Consider the following 21,985-nt stretch of genomic DNA (forward strand, 5'->3'; position numbering starts at 1 on the left):
TTGGGCGCTGACCGATAACCGGGTGTACTGAATGATCTCGAAGGGCTGTGAGCAGTGTGCGAAAGGCGGCAAGATGGTGCTGTTCGTCTACGGCTACTGCGACCAGCGCGACTGCTTCTACTGCCCGCTTGGCGAGAACCGCAAGAACGTCACCGACGTCTACGCCAACGAACGGCGGGTCGAGTCCGACGCGGACGTCCTCGAGGAGGCCCACCGGATGGACGCCCTCGGAACGTCGATCACGGGCGGCGAACCCCAGGAGGCGCTCGAGCGAACCTGTCACTACCTCGAGCTTCTGAAAGACGAGTTCGGTGCCGAACACCACACCCACCTCTACACCGGCATTACGGGCGGCCGCGAGAACATGCGCCGGCTCTCGGAGGCCGGCTTAGACGAGATTCGCTTCCACCCGCCCCTCGAACTGTGGGGCGAGATGCACGGCACCGAGTGGGAGGAGATCCTGTACGTCGCCCGCGAGGAAGGACTGACGCCGGCGTTCGAGATCCCCGGCATCCGCGCCGAAGAGGAGTTCCTCGAGTTCCTCGACGAGGGCGCAGCCGACTTCTGTAACGTCAACGAGTTCGAGATGTCCCAGGGGAACTACCGCCGGATGCAAGCGGAGGGGTTCGAACTCAAGGAGGGCCACATGAGCGCCGTCGACAACGACCGCGACGGCATCCTCGAAGTGATGGGCGACCACCCCAGAGTCTACTTCTGTACCTCCGTGTTCAAAGACGCCGCCCAGCACCGCCGCCGGCTCAAACGGATCGCGCGCAACGTCCGCCGGGAGTTCGACGACGTCACCGACGACGGCACCCTCGTCTACGGCAAGACGTACGCCGATCCGACGACGTTCGAGACCCTCGGCGTTCCCGAGGAGTTCTACACCGTCAAGGCGAACCACGTCGAGGTCGCCTGGTGGCTCCTCGAGGAAATGATCGAGGAGGGCGACCTCGAGGACGGCGAGATCGTCGAACAGTATCCGACCTACGACGGTCAGGTCGTCGAGCGGACGCCGCTGGCGTAGGCGACCGGAGAACGGGCGGGTTCGCGGGCGTTTCTCGAGGGTCGAGACGAGTCCGGCGAGAAAAACGGTCGCGACGCGGTGGTGGACGACCGGCGGGTGAGACCGAGACGGAGGCTACTCGATCTCGGTCGGATCGGCGTCGGGAAGCGTGATGAGATTCTCCCGGCCGATGCGGAGCTTCTCGATCTCGCCGTCGTCGTCCATCTTCGAGAGCAGTTGCGAGACCTTCGCGTTCGACCAGCCCGTCTCCTTGACGATCGAGGCCTGCTTCATCCTGCCGCCGTTCTCGCGGAGCAGGCGGGTGACGCGTTCCTCGTCGCTCAGGAGATCGAGGTCGACCTCGTCGTCGGGCTCTTCGAAGGCGACCGTCGTCGCAGAGTCGGCGGCGCTGGCCGACGGTTCGTCGTCGATCGGATCCGCCGGTTGGCTCGCTTCCGGTGGGTCGTCCCGCTCGGCCGCCGTCGACTCCGACTCGTCGTCCAGTATCGGCGTTCGTCGCAGGAGCACGACGGCGGCGACGAGGACGACGAGCAGACCGAGTCCGCCGATGGTCGCGACCTGGGAACTGAGGAACCCGTCGTCGTCGTTCGGCGGCTCCGGCGGTCCCTCGTTCGCACCGCGGAGGTAGACGATCTCGAGTTCGTTCTCGGAGAACTCGTGGGGGCCGTTCCAGACGAGCGAGCCGTCGTCGGTCGTGCTCACGGGCGGAAAGCTATCGAAGCCGTAGTTCGGCGGCGACTCGATGATGAGCTGCTGGCCGGCGGTCAGTCCGGGAAACCAGGGGCCGTTCTCGGTCTGGAACGCATCGCCGACGTGTATCTGGCTGCCGTCGACCTCGGCGAAGTTCGTCCACGTGAAGGAGTACGAAACGACGCCGACGCCCGTTTCGGACTCGTTGTCGGCGACCTCCTCGGCGTCGATCTCCGCCGGCACCTCGCTTCCGTTGTCGCGTTCGATCCGCGGCTCGTCCCAGCCGTCGTTCGTGATGTTCATCCCCCGATCTGTTTTCGCTTCGGCGTCGGCCAGGGCGCGCTCGAACGCCGCGAGATCGTACTCGACGTCCCGATCGCCGGCTGCGACGGCGTCGGCGTACGCCGAGAACGCGTCGACGTCGTCCTGGTCCTCGAGGAGGAACCGGCTCTCGATCGCCCACTGGGCGTTGCCGTCGCCGTCGATACTGATGCGGATGACCTGACGCGGCTCGGCGTCCGAAAGCGAGCCGTCGGCGCCGACGGCGAACTGCGCGGAGACGCGGTCGTCGGTGTCGGTCGATGCCGGCGGCGCCGCGGCTACGACCCCGAAGGAAGATGTCACGAGGAGGGCGGTAAGGGCGAGCGTAAGAGCGGTGGAAAACCGCATGCGTATCAACGGGTGGACACTGGAGGGAAAAAACCCTTTCCATCCGAAAATAAAACGTTACAGTAGTCTATAAACGCTCTAAAAGAGTGTCAGGCCCGCAGAAAACGACTGTAACACAGGCCGACCAGTTTTTGTACTTGGAGGTCAGATGCTGGATGTAATGAAGAACGCGGCACCCGTCCTCTTCGCGTTACTTCTGTGCATTTCGCTCCCGGCGATGACCGTCGTCGCGTCGGAACCCGCGGGCGACGTCCGCAGTCAGTCCGCGCCGGTCGATGCAGAAGAAACGCCGAACCGCCTCGCGCTCGAGGGCGAGGTCCGAGCCGAGTACAGAAACACCGGTCCGGACCTCGGAGCGACCCTCGCGTCGACCGACGACGCGTTGCGAACGGATCGGGAGCTGTACGCCCTCGAGGCGGGCCTCGAGGACGCCACCGCCGACGAGCAGCGTGAACTGCTCGAGACGACCCACGACCGCCTGGCCGAGCGCCTCGAGGCACTCGAACAGCGCGAGCAGGCGGCGGTCGAGGGCCACGCCGCGGGGAACGTCTCGGATGCGGAGCTGATGCAGACGCTGTTCGCGAACTACGCCGAAGCCGAACAGCTCTCGAGTGCGTTCGACGACCTCGAGGCCGCCTCCACCACCGTCTCGGGCGTCTCGATTTCGACACAGGGCGAGCAGGCCGTCCTCGACACCTACCGGACGCCCGTCCGCGAGCGCCTCGAGGCGGCGATACGCGGCGACGACCGGCGCGGATCGCCCGTGATCGTCCACCGGACCGCCGAGACGGGCTACAGCCTTTCGATGATCGACGGCGAGCGCTACACGAGCGAGACGACGCGGTTCGACAACCGCAACACGTCGGCGACGGATCAGTTCGAGGGGAGCATCTCCGGCGCCCACGACCGCGCCGCCGAGCACTACCCGTGGGTGTTCGACCGGCCGTCCTCGACGACGGCGGGGATGTCCGCGCCGGCACAGCTGTATCACATTCAGGTCGCCCACACGCAGGGTGACCTCAGGCTCTACCTCGACGGCGGAACGACGGAGGTCTACCAGGAGCGACACCACCTCCGGCTGGCGGAGCTGCCGTCGGAACCCGTCGAGGAGACGTGGATCGACGACGGTCTCGAGCTCTCGATCAACGAGACTCCGGCGAACGGCCCCGTCGAGGTCACGGTGACCGAGGACGGCTCCGGCGAACCGGTCGACGCGACGGTCTCGGTGGACGGCCACGAGATGGGCGAGACCGGCCCCGGCGGCTCGCTGTGGGTGATCCCCGCGGCCGAAAGCTACGAGATCGACGTCGACGCCGACGGTCGAACGGTGAACGCGACCGTCGAGTAGCGGAGGCCGTCTTTTAAGTACGAGGACGAGGCGAGAGCGGTGCGTGAATCGGCGGTTCGAGCGAGCGCACGACCGCGGCCGAGCCATCGCACCCGTCGTCGCCGCCGTGGTGCTCGTGGCGATCGGCGTGGTGCTGGCCGGAACCCTCGCCGTGGTTCTGGGTGCCGTCTCGCCAGCAGACCCCGCGCCGATCGCCACCTTCGAGCTGAGCGTCGACGGCGAGGACTCGCGGATCACGCTCGAGCACCGCCGCGGCGAGGCGATCGATGTCGACGAGCTCGCGATGGTCGTCGAGGTGAACGGCGAACCGTTGACTCACCAGCCGCCGGTTCCGTTCGTCGGCGCGAGCGGCTTTCGGGGCTCGCCGAGCGGGCCGCTCAACGAGCGATCCGAGACGACGTGGGAGCAGGGAGAGCGCTCGAGCCTGCGAGTCGCGGAGACGAACGAGCCGCGGATCGAACCGGGTGACGAGGTCGCCGTCACGCTGGCAGTCAACGGACGCGTGGTCGCGGACCTCGAGGCGACGGCAGCGTAAGGTGCGATCGAGCGCGGGAAACGGCTACTCGGGCACCCGCCCGATGGTCGTGATCGCGACCTCTGGCTCGTAGGACGGCCCCATGAACTTGTGTTTGACGTCCTCGAAGCCCGCCTCCTTGAACATCCGGTCGGCCTCGTACTCGTCGTAAAAGAGCATCATGGCGTCCGCGAGCGTCCGGGCGACGACGTTGTCGGGGGAGTTCGGCCCGACGACGAGCACCTGTCCGCCCGGTTCGAGGACGCGACGGAACTCCCGGAGCGTTCTGACGGGGTCCGGCCAGTACTCGATCGATCCCGACGACCAGACGATATCGAAACTGTTCGTCGCGAAGGGGAGTCGCTCGGCGTCGCCCCGGTGGAAGTGGACCGGACCGCCGGTCCTGCCGAGTTTCGCGTAGGCCTTCTCGAGCTGGTGTTCGCTCTGGTCGAGCGCATAGACGGTGTCGACGTGCTCGAGTAGTCCCTCGGTGCCGAAGCCGGTGCCACAGCCGACGTCGAGCACCATCGCGTCCTCGGGGAACTCGAGCAGCGAGAGCGCCTCCGCGCGCATCTCCTCGTTCCAGATGAACGGATTGATCCGGTCGTACACCCGCGAGAGGTACTTGTAGAACAGCCGAGCGCGGGCCTTGTTCTCGAGAATACCCATTGGCCGGTGCTTGTTCACCGGGCGCAATATGTCTACTGTTCTGGCGCGCGACGGCGTGGTACGCCGTCTCGAGCGGGCGCCGCGTTCGAGTCACTTTCGCAACTACCTTATACGCGCTCAGGCAAACGTCGCCTGCTTAGAGTATGCCGAGGCCAGAGGTTCTCGAACGAATACAGTCGGCAGAGGAGGAAGCCGACGAGATCGTCGCACAGGCAGCAAACGACCGCGACGAGCGGATAGCCGAGGCCCGGGAACGTGCCGAGGAGATCCGCACGGACGCGGAACAAGAGGCGCGGGATCTCAAGGAGCGTCGCCTCGAGGCGGCGCGCGAGGAGATCGACGCAGAGTGCGAGCGCGTCCTCCGCGAAGGCGAACAGGAGCGCGAGGCGCTCGCCGAGCGCGCCGAACGCCGGGTCGACGACGTCACCGAGTACGTCGTCGACCTGTTCCAGGAGGACGTGTATGCTCAGACCTGAGCGGATGAGCAAGGTCTCGGTGACCGGCTCCCGGGGCGTCATGCCCACGGTCATCGAGACTGTCCACCGGCTCAACCTCGTCCACCTCTCCGATTACGACGGCTCCTGGGAGGGGTTCGACAACGGTAACCCGATCGCGGGCGCCGACGAGGCGTCCGAGAAGCTGGTGACGGTTCGCGCACTCGAGAGTACGCTCGGAATCGAGGCCGACGAGACGGAGTTCGGCGGCCTCGAGAACGACTGGGAGCGCCGGCTCGAGCGGACCCGAACGCGGGTCAACGAACTCGACGACCGCCGCAGCGAGATCCGCGAAGACCTGCGGCAGGTCGACGAGCGGATCGACCGCGTCGCGCCGTTCGCCGCGCTCGGGGTCGACCTCGACCTGCTGTCGGGGTACGAGACCGTCGACGTGGTCGTCGGCGAGGGCTCGCGGGCCGCCGTCGAGGCCGCCCTCGAGGAGGCCGCGGAGGTCCGCGCCTACGAGACGTTCACCGGCGACGGCGTGATCGCGATCGTCGCCGCACCCGCCGAGGGAAGCCCCGAGGGCATCATCGACGACGCGCTCGTCGGTATCGAGTTCACGCGCCACCCCGTCCCGGAGACCGCCGAGGCCCCCGAGACGTACGTCGCGGAACTCGAGGGCGAGAAGCGCCGCCTCGAGACGTCGCTCGAGGAGATCGACGCCGAACTCGAGGAGATCCGCCGCGAGGAGGGCGCCTTCCTGCTCCGACTCGAGGAGGAGCTGACGATCGACGTCCAGCGCGCGGAGGCGCCCCTGCAGTTCGCGACGACCGATCGCGCGTTCGTCGCGGAGGGGTGGATCCCCGCCGAGACCTACGACGAGTTCGTCGCCGCGCTCAGAGACGCCGTCGGCGAGAGCGTCGAGATCGAACAGCTCGAGGTCGCCGACTACGAGGAGCACGAACACGGCGCGGAGGCCCACACCGGCAGCGGCGGCGACGGCGAGGACGAGGAGTCCGAGGCGACCGCCCAGCCGGCCCAGAAGGCCGCGACCGACGGCGGGACGAAGCAGACGGGCGGCCACGGCAGCGGCGCCGTGACGATGGACGACCAGCCGCCGGTGATCCTCAACAACATCACGCCGGCGAAGCCGTTCGAGTTGCTGGTGAAGATGGTGAGCCAGCCCAAGTACAGCGAACTCGATCCCACGCTGCTGGTGTTCCTGACCTACCCGTTCGCGTTCGGGTTCATGATCGGGGACATCGGCTACGGGATCCTCTACATGCTGATGGGCTGGGGCTGCTGGAAGCTCTTCGACTCGGATGCAGGAAAGGCGCTGGGTACGATCGGTATCTGGGCCGGCGCGTTCACGATACTGTTCGGCTGGCTGTACGACGACATCTTCGGCGTCCACATGGAGTACTTCGTTCCCGAAGGAATCCACGGCCCGATGCAGGACTACCTGTTCGTGGCGAGTCTCGACAAGGGCCTGCAGGCGACGGAGTGGGCGATGCTCTGGATCATCCTGAGTTTGATCTTTGGACTGATCCACCTGAACATCGGCCTGATCATGGGCTTCATCAACGAGCTCAGTCACGGCGTCAAGACTGCGGTCTACGAACGACTCTCGTGGATCCTCGCGATGAACGGCCTGTTCATCTGGTTCTTCGCTCACGAAGACGCGGGGAGCTTCGACCACGGTATCGGCTTCCTTCCGGATGATCTCGCGTTCTCCGAGACGAAGCCAGACTTCCTCGTCGGAACGACCGATGAGGCGGTCCTGAACTCGTTCCTCGGGTTCGTTGGATTGCCTGAAATCGTCGGCGTCATCGGACTCGCTGCGTTCATCGTCGGTGCCGTGATGGTCGGCGTCGGCGAGGGGATCGCGGGCGTCTTCGAGGTGCCCGCGTGGGCGTTCGGACACGTCCTCTCGTACCTGCGGATGGTCGCCGTCCTGCTCGCGAAGGGTGGGATGGCGTTCGCCGTGAACCTGCTGGTCTTCGGCGCCTACGAGTACACCGAGGACGGCTACACCTCGTTCGCGCTGTTCGAGGCGCCGAGTTCGGTCGCCGAAGGTGACGGCGGCACGGAAGTCGCCTTCGAGGGCCTCGTCTGGATCGGCCTCAACGCCGACTTCATCGGCGTGACGATCCTCGCGCTCATCGGTGCAGTCCTCGTGTTCGTCTTCGGGCACATTCTGGTCCTCCTGCTGGGGATTACCGCGGCGGGTATCCAGATGCTCCGTCTCGAGTACGTGGAGTTCTTCCAGAAGTTCTACGAGGGCGGCGGCGAGGAGTACGAGCCGTTCGGCCACGGCCGGAACGCCGACGCCGACCGGTCCGCACAGCCTCAGGCCGACTGAGCGGCGACGGCTGTTTTTTCCTCGAGCGGAGCAGGGCGGAATCACACGAAGGATTCGACAGCGGTGAGACCTATCGTGGTGTGTGTTCACAAACCAAAACGCTCTCGATATCCGGTGATACAGTGTAGCTATGTCGAATCGTTTCGAGAGTTTTATGGGGAGCGCAGAGACAGATACGGCTGTTCGGAGCAATCGAACTCACAGTGAGTATTAGACACCAATGATTGGACCTGAAGCTGAACTCGCCGACATCGTACTGCAAGACGTGAACGAATCGCCCTTCCTGACCGACCACGGGGCTGCTGCACTCGGCGTCGGTCTCGCTGCACTCGCTGCAGGATACGCCGAGCGAGGTATCGGTGCCGCCGCCGTTGGCGCTATCGCAGAAGATGACGACATGTTCGTTCCAGGGATCGTTATGACGGTGTTGCCCGAAACACTCGTCATTTTCGCGATCGTCGTCATCTTCCTGATGCCTTAGCGCTCCTTTCTTTCACCAATGAGTTTGGACACAGTCGTCGAGGACATTAGAGAAGAGGCCCACGCGCGTGCGGAGGAGATACGCGCCGAGGGGGAGACCCGCGCCGAGGAGATCGAGGCGGCGGCCGAAGAGGACGCAGACGAGATCCTCGAGTCCGCAGAGCGCGAGGTCGAACGCGAGATCGAGCAGCTGCGCGAACAGCGACTCTCCAGTGCGAAACTGGAGGCGAAACAGAAGCGCCTGGAGGCGCGCCGGGACGTCCTCGGCGAGGTCCGTGACGGAGTCGAAGCCGAGATCGCCGGCCTCGAGGGCGACACCCGCGAGGAGCTCACCCGCGAGCTGCTCGACGCCGCGAGCGTCGAGTTCGATACCGGTGACGAGGTCCACGTCTACGGTCGTGCCAGCGACGCCGACCTGCTGACGGCGATCCTCACGGAGTACAACGGCTACGAGTACGCCGGCGAGTACGACTGTCTCGGCGGCGTCGTCGTCGAGAGCGAGGGGTCGCGAGTCCGTGTCAACAACACGTTCGACTCGATCCTCGAGGACGTCTGGGAGGACAACCTCCGGGAGATCAGCGGTCGGCTCTTCGAGCAATGAGCACGGTCGTTCCCACTCGTACGGCTCGCCCACTCCCTGCACACGCGAACCGGGGGTGGTTCGCGTGAGCGCTGAAGCCTCGAATCCGGAATACGTGAACGCCCGCGTTCGGTCGCGCCGAGCCGCGCTGTTCGCCGACGAGGACTACCGGAAGCTGATCCGGATGGGGCCGAGCGAGATCGCACGGTTCATGGAGGAAACCGAGTACGAACGCGAGATCAACGCGCTCGGGACGCGCTTTTCCGGCGTCGACCTGATCGAGTACGCGTTGAACCGAAACCTCGCAAAGCACTTCAACGACTTACTCGAGTGGTCCCAGGGTCGGATCTACGACTTGATCGCCCGCTACCTCCGGAAGTTCGACGTCTGGAACATCAAGACGATCATCCGCGGGATCTACACCGACACCCCCGCCGAGGAGATCCAGACGGACCTCATCCGGGCGGGCGAACTCGAGGATTCGACCCTCGATCGGCTGCTCGAGGTGAGCGAGATCGAGGACGCGATCGACCTGCTGTACGGGACCATCTTCTACGAACCGCTGGCCGAGGCCTACCAGGTCTACGAGGAGACGGGCACCCTCGTCCCCCTCGAGAACGCGCTCGACCGGGAGTTCTACGAGCATCTCCTCGACGACCTCGGACGGCCCCGTGAAGGTCCGGAGGCGATGTACGTCGAGTTCCTGCAGGCCGAGATCGACTTCCGGAACGCCCGGAACGCGCTTCGACTCGCTCGCAGCGGCGCCGAACTCGACCCCGCGGAGTACTACATCGAGGGCGGCGTGCTGTTCGACGCTTCGGAGCTGAACCTGCTGGTCAACGACTACGACGAACTCGTCTCCCACATCGCCGACAGCCGGCGGTACGGTGGTCGGCTCTCGACGGCGCTCGACCGGCTGCGCGATGCCGACAGCCTCATCCAGTTCGAACACGCCCTCGACGCCGCGTTGCTCGAGTACTCCGACAAGCTCTCGAGTATCTATCCCGTCTCGGTGTCTGCGGTGTTTTCGTACATCCTCGCCAAGGAGCGCGAGGTCGAGAACATCCGCGCGATCGCCCGCGGCCGGGAGGTCGGCCTCACCGAAAACGAGATCGAAGAGGAGCTGGTGGTGCTATGAGTCAGAATCGAAACCAGCCCGGAGACGGGAGCCAGGAAATCGCAGTCGTCGGCAGCCCCGAGTTCACGACGGGCTTCCGGCTCGCAGGTGTGCGACGATTCGAGAACGTCCCGGACGACGAGAAATCCGAGGACTTAGACGCCGCCGTCACGAAGGCACTCGACGACGAGGGAGTCGGTATCGTCGTCATGCACGACGACGACCTCGAGTACCTCTCGCGGAACGTGAGACAGGACGTCGAGACGAGCGTCGAACCCGTCGTCGTCACCATCGGCAGCGGCACGGGTGGCGGCGGTCTACGCGAACAGATCAAACGCGCCATCGGAATCGACCTGATGGAAGAGGACCAAGAGTAACATGAGTCAGGCAGACAACACAGAAGCCGTCAGAGAAGACGGCATCATCAACAGCGTGAGCGGTCCGGTCGTGACCGCCGCGGACCTCGACGCCCGGATGAACGACGTCGTCTACGTCGGCGACGAAGGGCTGATGGGCGAGGTCATCGAAATCGAAGGGAACCTGACCACGATTCAGGTGTACGAGGAGACCTCCGGCGTCGGCCCGGGCGAACCCGTCGAGAACACGGGCGAACCCCTCAGCGTCGACCTCGGTCCCGGAATGCTCGACTCCATCTACGACGGCGTCCAGCGCCCGCTCGACGAACTCGAGAAGAAGATGGGCTCGGCGTTCTTGGACCGCGGTGTCGACGCGCCGGGGATCGACCTCGAGAAGCAGTGGGAGTTCACCCCCACCGTCTCCGAGGGCGACGCCGTCGAAGCCGGTGACGTCATCGGCGAGGTTCCGGAAACCGAGAGCATCACCCACAGGGTGATGGTGCCGCCGAACTCCGAGGGCGGCGAGATTTCCTCGATCGAGGCCGGGAGCTTCACCGTCGAAGAGCCCGTCGCGGAACTCGACTCCGGCGAGGAGATCACGATGCACCAGGAGTGGCCCGTCCGCCGCGCGCGGCCGGCCAGCGAGAAGCAGACGCCGACGGTGCCGCTCGTCTCCGGACAGCGCATCCAGGACGGCCTGTTCCCCATCGCGAAAGGTGGGACTGCGGCGATTCCCGGCCCCTTCGGCTCCGGGAAGACCGTAACCCAGCACCAGCTCGCGAAGTGGTCCGACGCGGACATCGTCGTCTACGTCGGCTGCGGCGAGCGGGGCAACGAGATGACCGAAGTGATCGAGGACTTCCCGGAACTCGAGGACCCCAAGACGGGGAAACCCCTCATGTCCCGGACGTGCCTCATCGCGAACACCTCGAACATGCCCGTCGCAGCGCGTGAGTCCTGCATCTACACGGGGGTCACCATCGCGGAGTACTTCCGCGACATGGGGTACGACGTGGCGCTGATGGCCGACTCCACCTCGCGGTGGGCAGAGGCCATGCGTGAGATTTCGAGTCGACTCGAGGAGATGCCCGGCGAGGAGGGTTACCCCGCCTACCTCTCCGCGGCGCTGTCGGAGTTCTACGAGCGCGCCGGCCTGTTCGAGAACATCAACGGCACCGAGGGATCGGTGTCGGTCATCGGCGCGGTCTCGCCGCCGGGCGGCGACTTCTCCGAGCCGGTCACCCAGAACACCCTGCGTATCGTCAAGACGTTCTGGGCGCTCGACGCGGACTTAGCCGAGCGCCGCCACTTCCCGTCGATCAACTGGAACGAGTCGTACTCGCTGTACCGCCAGCAGCTCGATCCCTGGTTCCGCGAGAACGTCGCCGAAGACTACCCGGAGATCCGCCAGTGGGGCGTCGACGTGCTCGACGAGGAGGGCGAACTCCAGGAGATCGTCCAGCTCGTCGGCAAGGACGCGCTGCCGGAGGACCAGCAGCTGACCTTAGAGGTCGCTCGCTACCTCCGTGAGGCGTGGCTCCAGCAGAACGCCTTCCACGACGTGGACACGTTCTGCCCGCCGGAGAAGACCTACCGGATGCTCCAGGCGATCAGGACGTTCAACGACGAGGCCTTCGCCGCACTCGAGGCCGGCGTCCCGGTCGAAGAGATCATCCAGATCGAGGCCGCCCCCCGGCTCAACCGGATGGGCACCGCAGAGGAGTGGGACGAGTTCATCGAGGAGCTCGAAGACGACCTCGAGTCCCAGCTCAGGGAGCTGTACTAACCATGAAAGAGTATCAAACAATCACGGAGATCAGCGGTCCGCTGGTGTTCGCCGAGGTCGACGAACCGGTCGGCTACGACGAGATCGTCGAGATCGAGACGCCGGAGGGCGAGACGCTGCGCGGACAGGTACTGGAATCGAGCGAGGGGCTCGTCTCCATCCAGGTGTTCGAGGGAACGGGCGGTATCGACCGCAACGCCTCGGTTCGGTTCCTGGGCGAGACGATGAAGATGCCCGTCACCGAGGACCTCCTCGGTCGCGTGATGGACGGCTCCGGGAACCCGATCGACGGCGGACCGGAGATCGTTCCCGACGAACGCCGCGACATCGTCGGCGCGGCGATCAACCCCTACTCGCGTGAGTACCCCGAGGAGTTCATCCAGACGGGCGTGAGCTCGATCGACGGAATGAACACCCTCGTCCGGGGCCAGAAGCTGCCGATCTTCTCCGGCTCCGGGCTTCCGCACAACGACCTCGCGCTCCAGATCGCCCGCCAGGCGACCGTGCCGGAGGAAGAAGAGGGCGGCGAGGAGGGTTCGGAGTTCGCAGTGATCTTCGGCGCGATGGGGATCACCCAGGAGGAGGCCAACGAGTTCATGCAGGACTTCGAGCGCACGGGCGCACTCGAGCGCTCGGTCGTCTTCATGAACCTCGCGGACGACCCCGCAGTCGAGCGAACGGTCACGCCACGACTCGCGCTCACCACGGCGGAGTATCTCGCCTTCGACAAGGGCTACCACGTGCTGGTCATCCTCACGGACATCACGAACTACTGTGAGGCGCTGCGTGAGATCGGTGCCGCCCGCGAGGAGGTGCCCGGTCGACGTGGCTATCCGGGATACATGTACACCGACCTGGCCCAGCTCTACGAGCGCGCAGGCCGGATCCAGGGCCGCGAGGGATCGGTCACCCAGATTCCGATCCTCACGATGCCCGGCGACGACGACACCCACCCGATCCCCGACCTGACGGGGTACATCACGGAGGGCCAGATCTACGTCGACCGAGACATCCACTCCCAGGGTATCGAGCCGCCGATCAACGTGTTGCCGAGCCTGTCGCGGCTGATGGACGACGGGATCGGCGAGGGGCTCACCCGCGGCGACCACGCCGACGTCTCCGACCAGATGTACGCGGCGTACGCGGAGGGTGAGGACCTGCGCGACCTCGTGAACATCGTCGGCCGCGAGGCGCTCTCCGAGCGGGACAACAAGTACCTCGACTTCGCCGACCGCTTCGAGGCGGAGTTCGTCCAGCAGGGGTACGACACCAACCGCTCGATCGACGAGACGATCGAACTCGGCTGGGACCTGCTGTCGGACCTTCCGAAGGAGGAACTCAACCGGATCGACGAGGACCTCATCGAGGAGCACTACCGCGAGACCGAAGCCGAGACCGTTCAGGCCGACTGAATCACGGGTTTTGCGGTTTTTTCTCGCGTCGCTCGAGCGACGGCGCTACCGATCCGGTCGATCGGGGTCCGTTTCTTCGGCGTGCCCGCCGCGGACCTTCGCCTCGCGCTCGGCGGCCTCTCGGTCGAGAACCGTCGGGTTCGACGTCTCCGCGCTGATTACGAGGTAGAGTCCGAGCATGACCCCGACACCGACCAGCAGGAAGCCGAACGCGAGAACGGCCTCAGGCATTGCAGATCACGAGTTCGGTTCGACACTCGGATGTAGAACACAAAATACTTGCTACTGACAGGTCGTTCGGTTCATATGACCGGCGACCACGCGGACACCGACGAGGGCTGTCCGAAGTGCGGGCACACGGAGACCGAAGTCGACGACATCGCGACGACGGGGACGGGAATGTCGAAGTTCTTCGACATCCAGAACCGGCGGTTTCGCGTCGTCTCCTGTACGAACTGCGGCTACGCGGAGCTGTACAAGGGTGGCTCGACCAGCGACATGGTAGATCTCTTTCTCGGGTAGTCGCTGTCGCGGACTTACTCGAGCCCGCTCGAACGCGCCGACGGCGACTCGGCGGAGCGGGGCGCTGTCGTGCGGCGGCGTCCGTTCTCTCGCGAGGGCGAACTGTAAACAGTTATCCGACTGGGGGCGCTACACCCGCTCAACATGGCCAAGGACGTCAAACCGACCCGCAAGGAGTTGATGCAGATCGAAGATCGCATCGACCTCTCCGAGCGGGGCCACGGCACCTTAGAGAAGAAACGCGACGGGCTGATCATGGAGTTCATGGACATCCTCGATAAGGCCCAGGACGTCCGTGGAGAGCTCTCCGAGGACTACGAGGACGCCCAGAAGAAGATCAACATGGCCCGGGCGATGGAGGGGGACGTGGCGGTTCGGGGCGCGGCCGCAGCCCTGCAGGAACACCCCGAGATCACCACCGAATCGAAGAACATCATGGGGGTCGTCGTCCCGCAGATCGAGTCCTCGAGAGTCTCGAAGAGCCTCGGTCAGCGCGGCTACGGGATCATGGGCACCTCCGCGCGCATCGACGAGGCCGCCGAGGCCTACGAGGACCTCCTCGAGAGCATCATCCTCGCCGCCGAGGTCGAGACGGCGATGAAGAAGATGCTCCGGGAGATCGAGACGACCAAGCGCCGGGTGAACGCCCTCGAGTTCAAACTCCTGCCCGACCTCTACGAGAACAAAGAGTACATCGAGCAGAAACTCGAGGAACAGGAGCGCGAGGAGATCTTCCGGCTGAAGAAGATCAAAGAGAAGAAAGAACAGGAGGAGAAGGAGGCCCGCCAGGTCGACGAGGACGTCGTCTCCGGCGACGAACTCGAGCAGGCGACCGCCGGCGGCCTCCCCGGCGGCGACTGAGGGATGTCCTGTCCGGCCTGTGGCGAGGTGCGAGTCGTTTTTCCCGTTCCCGAGCGATACCGCGAGTACGCACCCGACGGTGCGTCGGTGGCGACGATCTGTCCGCGCTGTCTCGTCGTCGACGTCCCCGGAGACGACGAACTCGAGGGGGCACCCGCTGCCGGAGAGCCGAAATCCGACCCCGAGTTCGACCGACTCGGCGACGCCTTCCCGACCCGGCCGAACCGCGCGATACCGCTCGCGCTCGCGATCGGTCTGAGTTCCTCGCTGGCGACGAACAGGGCCGCGATCGCGGCGCTCCTCGAGGAGACCGAACGCGCCGGGGCCGATCCGCTGCTCGCCCTCGACCGGTTGCTCGCTGAGCCGACCGTCGAACCGGCGGTCGATCTCGAGCGCCGGCGCCACCAGTTCGAACAGCTGCTGTACTGAGACGGGCTGGAACTACTCGAGGCGATCGGCCGACAGCGTCTCGGCGTCCGCCCGGTAGCGCTCGTACACCGACTCAGCCCAGGCGACGGCCTCGGGCGTGTCGTTGTGGATCGTCCCGAGAACGTCGTTCTCATCGCCGTAGACGAACAGTACGACCCGGTGGTCGCCGTCGATTTCGAGGAGCACCAGCCCGTAGGGGAGCGACTCGACGCGGTGAAGCCGGTAGCCCTCGGTCTCGAGTAAGGCCCGCGTACACGCCCGCCTCGACGGCTCGAGGGCGTACGACGCGAGGTCCTCGCAGACGACGAGGTCGGCCGCCAGGCTGCCCTCGAGGACGCGGTCTGCGAGCAGCCGCGGCGTCGTCGACTGCGAGATACAACACGAGAGGCCGCGAAGCCGGTCGGCCCGGCCGAGCAGCCGTTCGAACTCGCTCACCGGCTGGTGGGGAACGGGCGGCGTCGACCGGACGACCGACGCGCCGTCGAGGAACGTGGCGGCCATCGGCGCCTCCGGCGGCAGCGAGGAGAGAAGCGGCCCCGCCGGAACGATCTCGGCGGCGTCGTCGAGACAGGCGAGGTACCGATCGACGAGGAGCCGACCGTACAGCGTCAGCTCGTACCCGCCTTCGGTACGGGTCAGCAAGCCGGCGCTCTCGAGGTCGCGGACCGCCCGGTCGACGGTCGATCGAGAGCAGCCGAGGGCGGCCTCGAGTTCGGGTTTCTCGAGTGGACCGTGTTCCAGCGCGCCGAACAGTTCGATCCGGGAGTGAAGCGCACCGAACACGTCGAGCAGCGAGTCGGTGGGCACAGGGGGAATCGACGCCCCGCGACCAAATACGTGTGGATGTATTCATACTCGATCGAACAGGTTCCGGCGGGCGATCCGGACTACTCGTCGCCGGTCGGCGGCGACGGGACCGGCGTGGCGGCCGCCCGGTACCGGTCGTAGACCGCGGTCGCCCACTCGAGGGCCGCTCGGGAGTCGTTCCGGACCACCGCCGTCGGCTCCCCCGCGTCGCTCGTCAGAACGACGAAGGCGACGGTGGTCGACGGCCGGTCGATGATGCCGAGTCCGTACGGGACCGACGGGATGACGTGGACGCGAAACCGCCCGGTCGCCATCGTCTCCCGGAGCTGGTCGCCGCGGTTGGCGCGCAGAAACGAGAGGAGGTCGTCGGTGAGGACCAGTTCGGCGTCGAGGTCGCCGTGGACCGTCCCGTCGTACAGGAGCGTTCGAAACTGCGGCAGGCGCTCGACCGCGGCGAGACCGCGAAAGCGGCGGGCACCGTCGAGGAGCCGTACGATTTCCTCGAGCGGTTCGTTCGGCGCGTGGCCCGCGGGCTCGTGGATCGTCGCCCCCTCGAGCATGGCGAGCGCCATCGGCGCCTCCGGCGGCAACGAGGCGAGGAGGGAGCCCGCGTCGCCGATCGTCGCGAGCGTCTCGAGCGACCGGCGGTGCTCCGCGAGTGCGAGGCGACCGGCGGTCGAGAGCCTGATCCCGTCGGCACATCGCTCGACGAGCGATCGACCCTCGCACTCGCGTACCGCCCGGTCGACCGTCGAGCGAGAGCACTCGAGGCGGTCGGCGAGTTCGCGCTTGGTTCCGGCGGCCGACTCGAGGGCCGCGAGGAGATCCCGTCTCCGCGAGACGAGATCCAGAACGTCGACGCCGGATCGTCGGGGGCTCATCGCGTGCTACCGGAGTGACCGCTGGAGGAAAAGCGATGCGATTATCCAGCCCCCGTGACAGGACGTCGGGAGCCTAGACGCCCGTACTGTAGCGCAGAATGCCGGCGACGCCGCCGAAGGCGTTGTAGAGCTGTTCGCCCTTCTCGAAATCGGTGGAGATGAACTTCGTCTCGGTGCCGCGCTGTTCGGCGATCTCGATCAGGTGCTCGATGGCGTCCTCGCGGTCGTCTTCGCCGGCCTCGACGGCCGCGCCGCACTCGGAACACTCGTGGTCCGGCGTCGCCTTCCGGCGGTCGATCATCGTCCGATCGGTGTTGTCACACTCGGCGCAGTCGTAGGTGACGACGTCCTTGCGGAGGTCCTCGCTGATCAACAGTCGGTCGACCGAGCCCATCACGAGGTTGCGGCGGGTCTGCTCGAAGCCGTAGGTGGCGAGGTCCCCCGCGTTGAGTTCCTTGAAGAACTCCTCCATCTGCTGTTTGTCCTTGACGACCTCGGCGTCGGCCAGCGCGTCCTCGGCGTTGTCGACCAGGTCCTTCAGCCCGGACTCGTCGGTGTAGGCGACGTCGAACTTGCCGATCACCGAGTCGCTGATCTCGTGGTGGAGGTAATCGCCGTCGAGGAACTCGTCTTTGGTCGGGGAGGGACCGCCGACGAGCACGCCGTCGAGTTCGTGGCGCTTGGGGACGAACAGGTCGTTTGCCATCCCCGCGACCTCCTGGTAGAAGTTGTCGATCGCCTCGAGACGAAGCCGGGCGAACCGCTGTGCGGACTGGCCACCCTTTCGCTGCTTGCCGGGGACGAGCGAGGAGGCGGATTTTACGGGTTCGATCCGTTTTCCCTTCAGCCAGCCGACGTTGGCCTCGCGGCGGTCGAGGACGATCAGGCCGTAGAGCCCCTTGTCGGTGAGCATCTCCTCGAGGGGGTCAGTCAGGAAGTCGGAGTCGCAGTGGTACCGGAACGACTCGACGGGCTGGGGCGGACTCTCGAGGGTTCGGGTGACCATCTCGGTCTGACCGCCGCCGGAGTCGACCGCGCCCGAGAAGATCACCATCCCGTTCTCCGGCGGGAAGGTGTCGTAGTAGCGCAGCCGGTCCTTGATACTCGTCAGCGCGTCCTGGACGTTGGTCCGCGTCTGCTTGGACTTGATGTTCGCGGCTTCGGAGTGCTCCTGGGTGACGTGGGCGACGACGTCACTGATCTGGCGGTCCTCGGGGATGTAGATCGTGACGAGCTGGGTCCCTGATCCCTCGAAGTTCTTGAGATCCTCGATAACCTTCCGGAACTCGTACTTCTTCCGGTCGGAGTGCTCTTGCTCACCCTCCTGGCTCATTGTCCGTACAAAGCGGCGCTGGGGGTAAGTACCCTTTGACACGTCTCGAACGCCGCGGTCGCCGGGATCGAGCCGGATCGCACCGACCGGCAGGGCGGGCAGAGACGGTTTCCGGCCCGGACGTCCGCCGCGGTACCGACTCCCTACCGGAGTCGACGGCGACGCGACCGGCCCGTGCTCACGATTTAAGGTGCTCCCGCCACACTGTCCGGTTAGTAACCGAGTATGTCTCAGCAAACTGTATATGCGATCGCGAGCGGAAAGGGCGGCGTCGGCAAGACGACGACGACGGTCAACCTCGGCACGGCACTCGCACGGGCCGGAAACCGGGTCGCCATCGTCGACGCGGATCTCGGAATGGCGAATCTGGCCGGGTTCGTCAGCCTCGACGCGGAGTCGACGACGCTTCACGACGTCCTCGCCGGAAACGCGACGGTCGCGGAGGCGACACACGGGCTGGCCGAGAACATCGTCGCCGTTCCGAGCGGCACCGACCTGACCGGCTACGCCGACACCACTCCCGAGGGCCTCGGCGAGGTCGTCGACGCGCTGGGCGAGGAGTTCGACTACGTGCTCCTCGACGTCGGCGCCGGCGTCAGCCACGAAACCGTCCTCCCGCTCGGTCTCGCCGACGCCGTCGTTCTCGTCACGACGCCCGAACCCGCGGCCGTCCAGGACGCCACCAAGACGATCGAGCTCACGGAGCGCGCCGGCGGCGACCTCGCCGGGCTGCTCGTCACGCGAACCCGCCCCTCCGGCGACGTCGCCGCCGAGGAGATTGCCGACAGTCTCGGGCTCCCCTTACTGGGAACGATCCCCGACGATTCGGCCGTTCGCGAGAGCGTCTATTCCGGAACGCCGCTGGTCGTCCACGACGGCGACAGGCCGGCCGCCGTCGCCTACAAGCGCCTCGCCGCCGAACTCGCGGGCGTCGAACCCGCCGAGGTCGACGCGGCGGCGACCGACGGCGCCGGCGAAACCGACCGACCGGCCTCCAGCGACGACGTCTCGAGTGCGATCACGGAAGCCGAGTCCGAGCGCTGAGCCGCTCCCGACCGGATCGAAAGCGGCGGTACCGACCGACTACCCGCCCGACGGGAGGCGTCCCTTCTCGCGAACGCACTGTCCTCCCGACGAGTCAGTAATCGGTTCCTGAGACTCTCCGCGAGCGACGGGACGGCGCCTCGAGGAGGCGTACCGGCCTCTTGCGGCGGGCTCGGCGCCTCGAGACGAAACGCAGTCGGTATGGTCGTCGTGGTGACCGTCTCGAAGTGGGTACGATCTGATTACTAATCACGACGGCTGATGGGGGCTCTCGTATGGAGCGACGACAGATCCTCCTCGGCAGCGGTGCCGTACTCGCAACCGTACTGGCTGGCTGTTCGGAGACAGCGAGCGACGACGGTGACGACGACGACGGCCGTACAGACACGGGAACAGACGACACCTCGCGCGGCGACGACGACGACGGGCGCGACCGCGACAACGACAGCAACGATCGCGGGCGCGAATACGAACTGGACGACATCCCTGGCATCGAGAAGGGCAAGATCGACCTGCAGAAACACGACGTGTCCATCGAACGGGTCGGCCGCGACGGCAAGACCCTCTACATCGACGTGGTCGTCTCGCGCAAGCCGAAAAACCGCGACGAGGTCCACGACGAACTCGCGAAGGTCGGCGAGGAGCTCGCCAAGGGCGTCACCGACCGGAAGAAGTTCGGCGACGCCATCGAGCGGATCGAGCTGGCCGTCTACAACGAGTACGGTGACATGGTCATCGGGCTCTACATCGACGTCAAGTGGCTGATCCAGTTCATCGAGGACGAAATCACCGCAGACGAACTGGCGACGAAGGCGCTGGCGACGAGCAGCTGAGCGAGCCGCCCGCGGTTTTCGGAGACAGCAGGACGCTACATCGAGCGCGGCGGCGACACACCCAGCACCGACAGCGCGTTCGCGATCGTGTGTCGCGAACTCGCCACCAGCGCGAGCCGGGCCTCGCGGACGTCCTCGTCGACGTCGTCGGCCAGCACCGGACACTCCCGGTAGAAGGCGTTGAACCGCTCTGCGAACTCGCGGGTGTAGGTGGCGACCTGGTGCGGTTCCAGGTCGTCTGCGGCCTCGTCGATCACCGCGGGAAGTCGGGCGATCGTCTCGAGCAACTCGCGTTCGGCGTCGGTCTCGAGGCGCTCGGCCGCGTCCGCCTCGAGCGCCACCCCCTGTGCCTCGAGGCTGTCGTCGAGATCGAACCCGCCCTCCGCTAAGATGCCACAGCAGCGCGCGTGAACGTACTGGACGTACGGCGCGGACTGGGCCTCGAAGTCGAGCGCGCGGTCCCACTCGAAGGTGATCGCCTTCGTCGGCTGCTTCGAGACGATGTCGTAGCGCACCGCGCCGATGCCGACCTGGTGGGCGATCCGTTCGATGTCCTCCTCGTCCAGGTCGTCGTCGCGGATGCGGTCGTCGAGTCGGTTCTCGACCTCCGCGCGGGCGCGGTCGATCGCCTCGTCGAGCAGGTCGTCTAAGTCGACGCCGGTCCCTCGCCGGGTGCTCATCTTCCCCTCGGGCAGGTTGACGTAGGAGTAGAGCACCTGGCGGAGCTGCCCGGTGTCGTTGCCGAGCAGCTCGAGGGTCGCGTTCAGCTGGCGGGCCTGGAGCTTGTGATCCTCGCCGAGGACCGTCACGGCCCGGTCGTAGTTGTCGAACTTCCACTCGTGGTGGGCCAGGTCGCGGGTGGGGTACAGCGAGGTGCCGTCCGCCCGCAGGAAGACGAGGTTCTTGTCGATCCCCTGGTCCTCGAGGTCGAGCTGCCAGGCCTCCTCCTCGTACACCGCGCCGTCGAGTTCCTTGAGGCGGGCGACGACGTCGTCGGTGGCGCCGTCGAGCATGAACTGCGTCTCCTTGACGAACCGGTCGAACTCCGCGGGGAGCCGGGCGAGACACTCCTTCATCCCGCCGAGCACCTGGTCGACGACGGCGCTGACGCGCTCGTAGGCCGCCTCGTCGCGCTCCTCGAGTCCCCGCATGATCGCCTCGATCTCGGCTTCAGCCTCGGCGACGTCGGCGGGATCCGCGTTCTCGAGGTAGGCGTTGCCCTTGCGGTAGTACCGAACCAGGTCGTACTCGGCGCGGTCGCGTTCGGGTTCGCCCTCGAGGTCGTCCTCGGCGAACGTCTCGTAGGCCCAGGTGAAGACGGCCATCTGCCGGCCGGCGTCGTTGACGTAGTAGTGGCGGGAAACGTCGTAGCCGGCGGCGTCGAGCAGGTTCGCCACCGCGTCGCCGATGATGGGGTTGCGGGCGCGACCGACGTGGACCGGCCCCGTCGGGTTCGCGCTGGTGTGTTCGACGACGACGGACTCGCCGCGGGCGGGGAGGTGGCCGTACGCCGGGTCGACGCCCCTCGCGAGCGTCTCGGCGTAGTAGGCCGCACTCGGCAGGAAGTTGAGGTACGGCCCCTGGGTCTCGACCGCCGAGACGTACTCGAGGGACGCGGCGTCGATCTCGTCCGCCACTTCGGCGGCCGCCTGCGGCGGGGCCGTCCCGAGTTCGCCGGCCAGCCGAAAGGCGACGCTCGAGGCGACCACGGCGGGGACGTCTTCCGGCGGCTCTTCGATCCCGAGGTCGTCGGTCGGGAGGTCGAGCGCGGCGAGGGCCCCCTCGAGGGCGTCCTCGACCTCCGCGCGTAGGGAGAGGAACATACCAC

The 21,985-nt window shown here is 66.2% G+C and carries 23 protein-coding genes; 16 read left to right on the top strand and 7 right to left on the bottom strand.

Going from position 1 to position 21,985, the window contains the following annotated elements:
* Positions 1 to 31 precede the first annotated feature (31 nt).
* Positions 32 to 1,027 (top strand): radical SAM protein, encoded by a 996-nt coding sequence (locus NMQ11_RS13625; RefSeq protein ID WP_255168995.1) that lies wholly within the window; start codon positions 32 to 34, stop codon positions 1,025 to 1,027.
* Between the two features lie 114 nt (positions 1,028 to 1,141).
* On the opposite strand, the gene NMQ11_RS13630 is transcribed toward NMQ11_RS13625, so the two are convergent.
* A complete protein-coding gene (locus NMQ11_RS13630; protein ID WP_255168996.1) occupies positions 1,142 to 2,386 on the bottom strand; it encodes a helix-turn-helix transcriptional regulator in 1,245 nt (414 codons plus the stop codon).
* A gap of 160 nt (positions 2,387 to 2,546) precedes the next feature.
* Between NMQ11_RS13630 and NMQ11_RS13635 the strand changes: the two genes are divergently transcribed.
* Positions 2,547 to 3,734 (top strand): DUF7096 domain-containing protein, encoded by a 1,188-nt coding sequence (locus NMQ11_RS13635; RefSeq protein WP_255168997.1) that lies wholly within the window; start codon positions 2,547 to 2,549, stop codon positions 3,732 to 3,734.
* 43 nt (positions 3,735 to 3,777) lie between these two features.
* Positions 3,778 to 4,269: a type IV pilin domain-containing protein gene (locus tag NMQ11_RS13640; protein ID WP_255168998.1), complete on the top strand. Its 492-nt coding sequence runs from the start codon at positions 3,778 to 3,780 to the stop codon at positions 4,267 to 4,269.
* A gap of 24 nt (positions 4,270 to 4,293) precedes the next feature.
* Here the strand turns inward: NMQ11_RS13640 and NMQ11_RS13645 are convergent, their stop codons facing one another.
* Positions 4,294 to 4,917, bottom strand: a complete 624-nt coding sequence (locus NMQ11_RS13645) for a methyltransferase domain-containing protein (RefSeq protein WP_255168999.1) — start codon at positions 4,915 to 4,917, stop codon at positions 4,294 to 4,296.
* A gap of 143 nt (positions 4,918 to 5,060) precedes the next feature.
* Here NMQ11_RS13645 and ahaH point away from each other — a divergent pair, with 143 nt between their 5' ends.
* The 8 genes from ahaH (at position 5,061) to NMQ11_RS13685 (ending at position 13,447) form a co-directional block, all read left to right on the top strand.
* Positions 5,061 to 5,393: an ATP synthase archaeal subunit H gene (gene ahaH / locus NMQ11_RS13650; protein ID WP_255169000.1), complete on the top strand. Its 333-nt coding sequence runs from the start codon at positions 5,061 to 5,063 to the stop codon at positions 5,391 to 5,393.
* Positions 5,380 to 7,716 (top strand): V-type ATP synthase subunit I, encoded by a 2,337-nt coding sequence (locus NMQ11_RS13655; RefSeq protein WP_255169001.1) that lies wholly within the window; start codon positions 5,380 to 5,382, stop codon positions 7,714 to 7,716. The genes ahaH and NMQ11_RS13655 overlap by 14 nt, the downstream gene beginning before the upstream one ends.
* Positions 7,717 to 7,936: 220 nt before the next feature.
* Positions 7,937 to 8,197, top strand: coding sequence for a hypothetical protein (locus NMQ11_RS13660; RefSeq protein WP_255169002.1), 261 nt, complete (start codon positions 7,937 to 7,939; stop codon positions 8,195 to 8,197).
* Between the two features lie 18 nt (positions 8,198 to 8,215).
* Positions 8,216 to 8,797: a V-type ATP synthase subunit E gene (locus NMQ11_RS13665; protein ID WP_255169003.1), complete on the top strand. Its 582-nt coding sequence runs from the start codon at positions 8,216 to 8,218 to the stop codon at positions 8,795 to 8,797.
* Between the two features lie 64 nt (positions 8,798 to 8,861).
* Complete coding sequence (locus tag NMQ11_RS13670; RefSeq protein WP_255169004.1) at positions 8,862 to 9,914, top strand: V-type ATP synthase subunit C; 1,053 nt, start codon at positions 8,862 to 8,864, stop codon at positions 9,912 to 9,914.
* Positions 9,911 to 10,270 (top strand): V-type ATP synthase subunit F, encoded by a 360-nt coding sequence (locus NMQ11_RS13675; protein ID WP_255169005.1) that lies wholly within the window; start codon positions 9,911 to 9,913, stop codon positions 10,268 to 10,270. Before NMQ11_RS13670 ends, NMQ11_RS13675 begins: the two co-directional genes overlap by 4 nt.
* A 1-nt stretch (position 10,271) precedes the next feature.
* Complete coding sequence (locus NMQ11_RS13680) at positions 10,272 to 12,035, top strand: ATP synthase subunit A (protein ID WP_255169006.1); 1,764 nt, start codon at positions 10,272 to 10,274, stop codon at positions 12,033 to 12,035.
* A 2-nt stretch (positions 12,036 to 12,037) separates the two neighbouring features.
* Positions 12,038 to 13,447, top strand: a complete 1,410-nt coding sequence (locus NMQ11_RS13685; protein WP_255169007.1) for an ATP synthase subunit B — start codon at positions 12,038 to 12,040, stop codon at positions 13,445 to 13,447.
* A 45-nt stretch (positions 13,448 to 13,492) separates the two neighbouring features.
* Here NMQ11_RS13685 and NMQ11_RS13690 read toward each other — a convergent pair whose 3' ends face one another.
* Positions 13,493 to 13,678, bottom strand: a complete 186-nt coding sequence (locus NMQ11_RS13690; protein WP_255169008.1) for a DUF8143 family protein — start codon at positions 13,676 to 13,678, stop codon at positions 13,493 to 13,495.
* Between the two features lie 75 nt (positions 13,679 to 13,753).
* Between NMQ11_RS13690 and NMQ11_RS13695 the strand changes: the two genes are divergently transcribed.
* From NMQ11_RS13695 to NMQ11_RS13705, 3 genes are all read left to right on the top strand, one after another.
* Entirely contained in the window at positions 13,754 to 13,969 is a 216-nt protein-coding gene (locus tag NMQ11_RS13695) for a zinc ribbon domain-containing protein (RefSeq protein ID WP_255169009.1), read from the top strand.
* A 144-nt stretch (positions 13,970 to 14,113) separates the two neighbouring features.
* The gene (locus NMQ11_RS13700) at positions 14,114 to 14,830 is read left to right on the top strand and encodes a V-type ATP synthase subunit D (protein WP_255169010.1); all 717 of its coding nucleotides are present in this window, start codon (positions 14,114 to 14,116) and stop codon (positions 14,828 to 14,830) included.
* Positions 14,831 to 14,833: 3 nt separating this feature from the next.
* Positions 14,834 to 15,259: a DUF6276 family protein gene (locus tag NMQ11_RS13705; RefSeq protein WP_255169011.1), complete on the top strand. Its 426-nt coding sequence runs from the start codon at positions 14,834 to 14,836 to the stop codon at positions 15,257 to 15,259.
* Positions 15,260 to 15,271: 12 nt separating this feature from the next.
* Here the strand turns inward: NMQ11_RS13705 and NMQ11_RS13710 are convergent, their stop codons facing one another.
* From NMQ11_RS13710 to prf1, 3 genes are all read right to left on the bottom strand, one after another.
* Entirely contained in the window at positions 15,272 to 16,066 is a 795-nt protein-coding gene (locus NMQ11_RS13710) for a helix-turn-helix transcriptional regulator (protein WP_255169012.1), read from the bottom strand.
* Between the two features lie 80 nt (positions 16,067 to 16,146).
* The gene (locus tag NMQ11_RS13715; RefSeq protein ID WP_255169013.1) at positions 16,147 to 16,947 is read right to left on the bottom strand and encodes a helix-turn-helix transcriptional regulator; all 801 of its coding nucleotides are present in this window, start codon (positions 16,945 to 16,947) and stop codon (positions 16,147 to 16,149) included.
* A gap of 73 nt (positions 16,948 to 17,020) precedes the next feature.
* Complete coding sequence (gene prf1 / locus NMQ11_RS13720; protein ID WP_255169014.1) at positions 17,021 to 18,280, bottom strand: peptide chain release factor aRF-1; 1,260 nt, start codon at positions 18,278 to 18,280, stop codon at positions 17,021 to 17,023.
* Between the two features lie 225 nt (positions 18,281 to 18,505).
* On the opposite strand from prf1, the gene minD reads away from it, so the two are divergent.
* Positions 18,506 to 19,324 (top strand): MinD/ParA family ATP-binding protein, encoded by an 819-nt coding sequence (gene minD / locus NMQ11_RS13725; RefSeq protein ID WP_255169015.1) that lies wholly within the window; start codon positions 18,506 to 18,508, stop codon positions 19,322 to 19,324.
* A gap of 275 nt (positions 19,325 to 19,599) precedes the next feature.
* Positions 19,600 to 20,157: a DUF8159 domain-containing protein gene (locus NMQ11_RS13730; protein WP_255169016.1), complete on the top strand. Its 558-nt coding sequence runs from the start codon at positions 19,600 to 19,602 to the stop codon at positions 20,155 to 20,157.
* A 35-nt stretch (positions 20,158 to 20,192) separates the two neighbouring features.
* Here the strand turns inward: NMQ11_RS13730 and argS are convergent, their stop codons facing one another.
* Positions 20,193 to 21,980 carry an arginine--tRNA ligase gene (gene argS / locus NMQ11_RS13735; protein ID WP_255169017.1) on the bottom strand — a complete coding sequence of 596 codons (1,788 nt, stop codon included), beginning with the start codon at positions 21,978 to 21,980 and terminating at the stop codon, positions 20,193 to 20,195.
* Positions 21,981 to 21,985: the final 5 nt, after the last annotated feature.

This window comes from Natrononativus amylolyticus, from assembly GCF_024362525.1.
GTDB lineage: Archaea > Halobacteriota > Halobacteria > Halobacteriales > Natrialbaceae > Natrononativus > Natrononativus amylolyticus.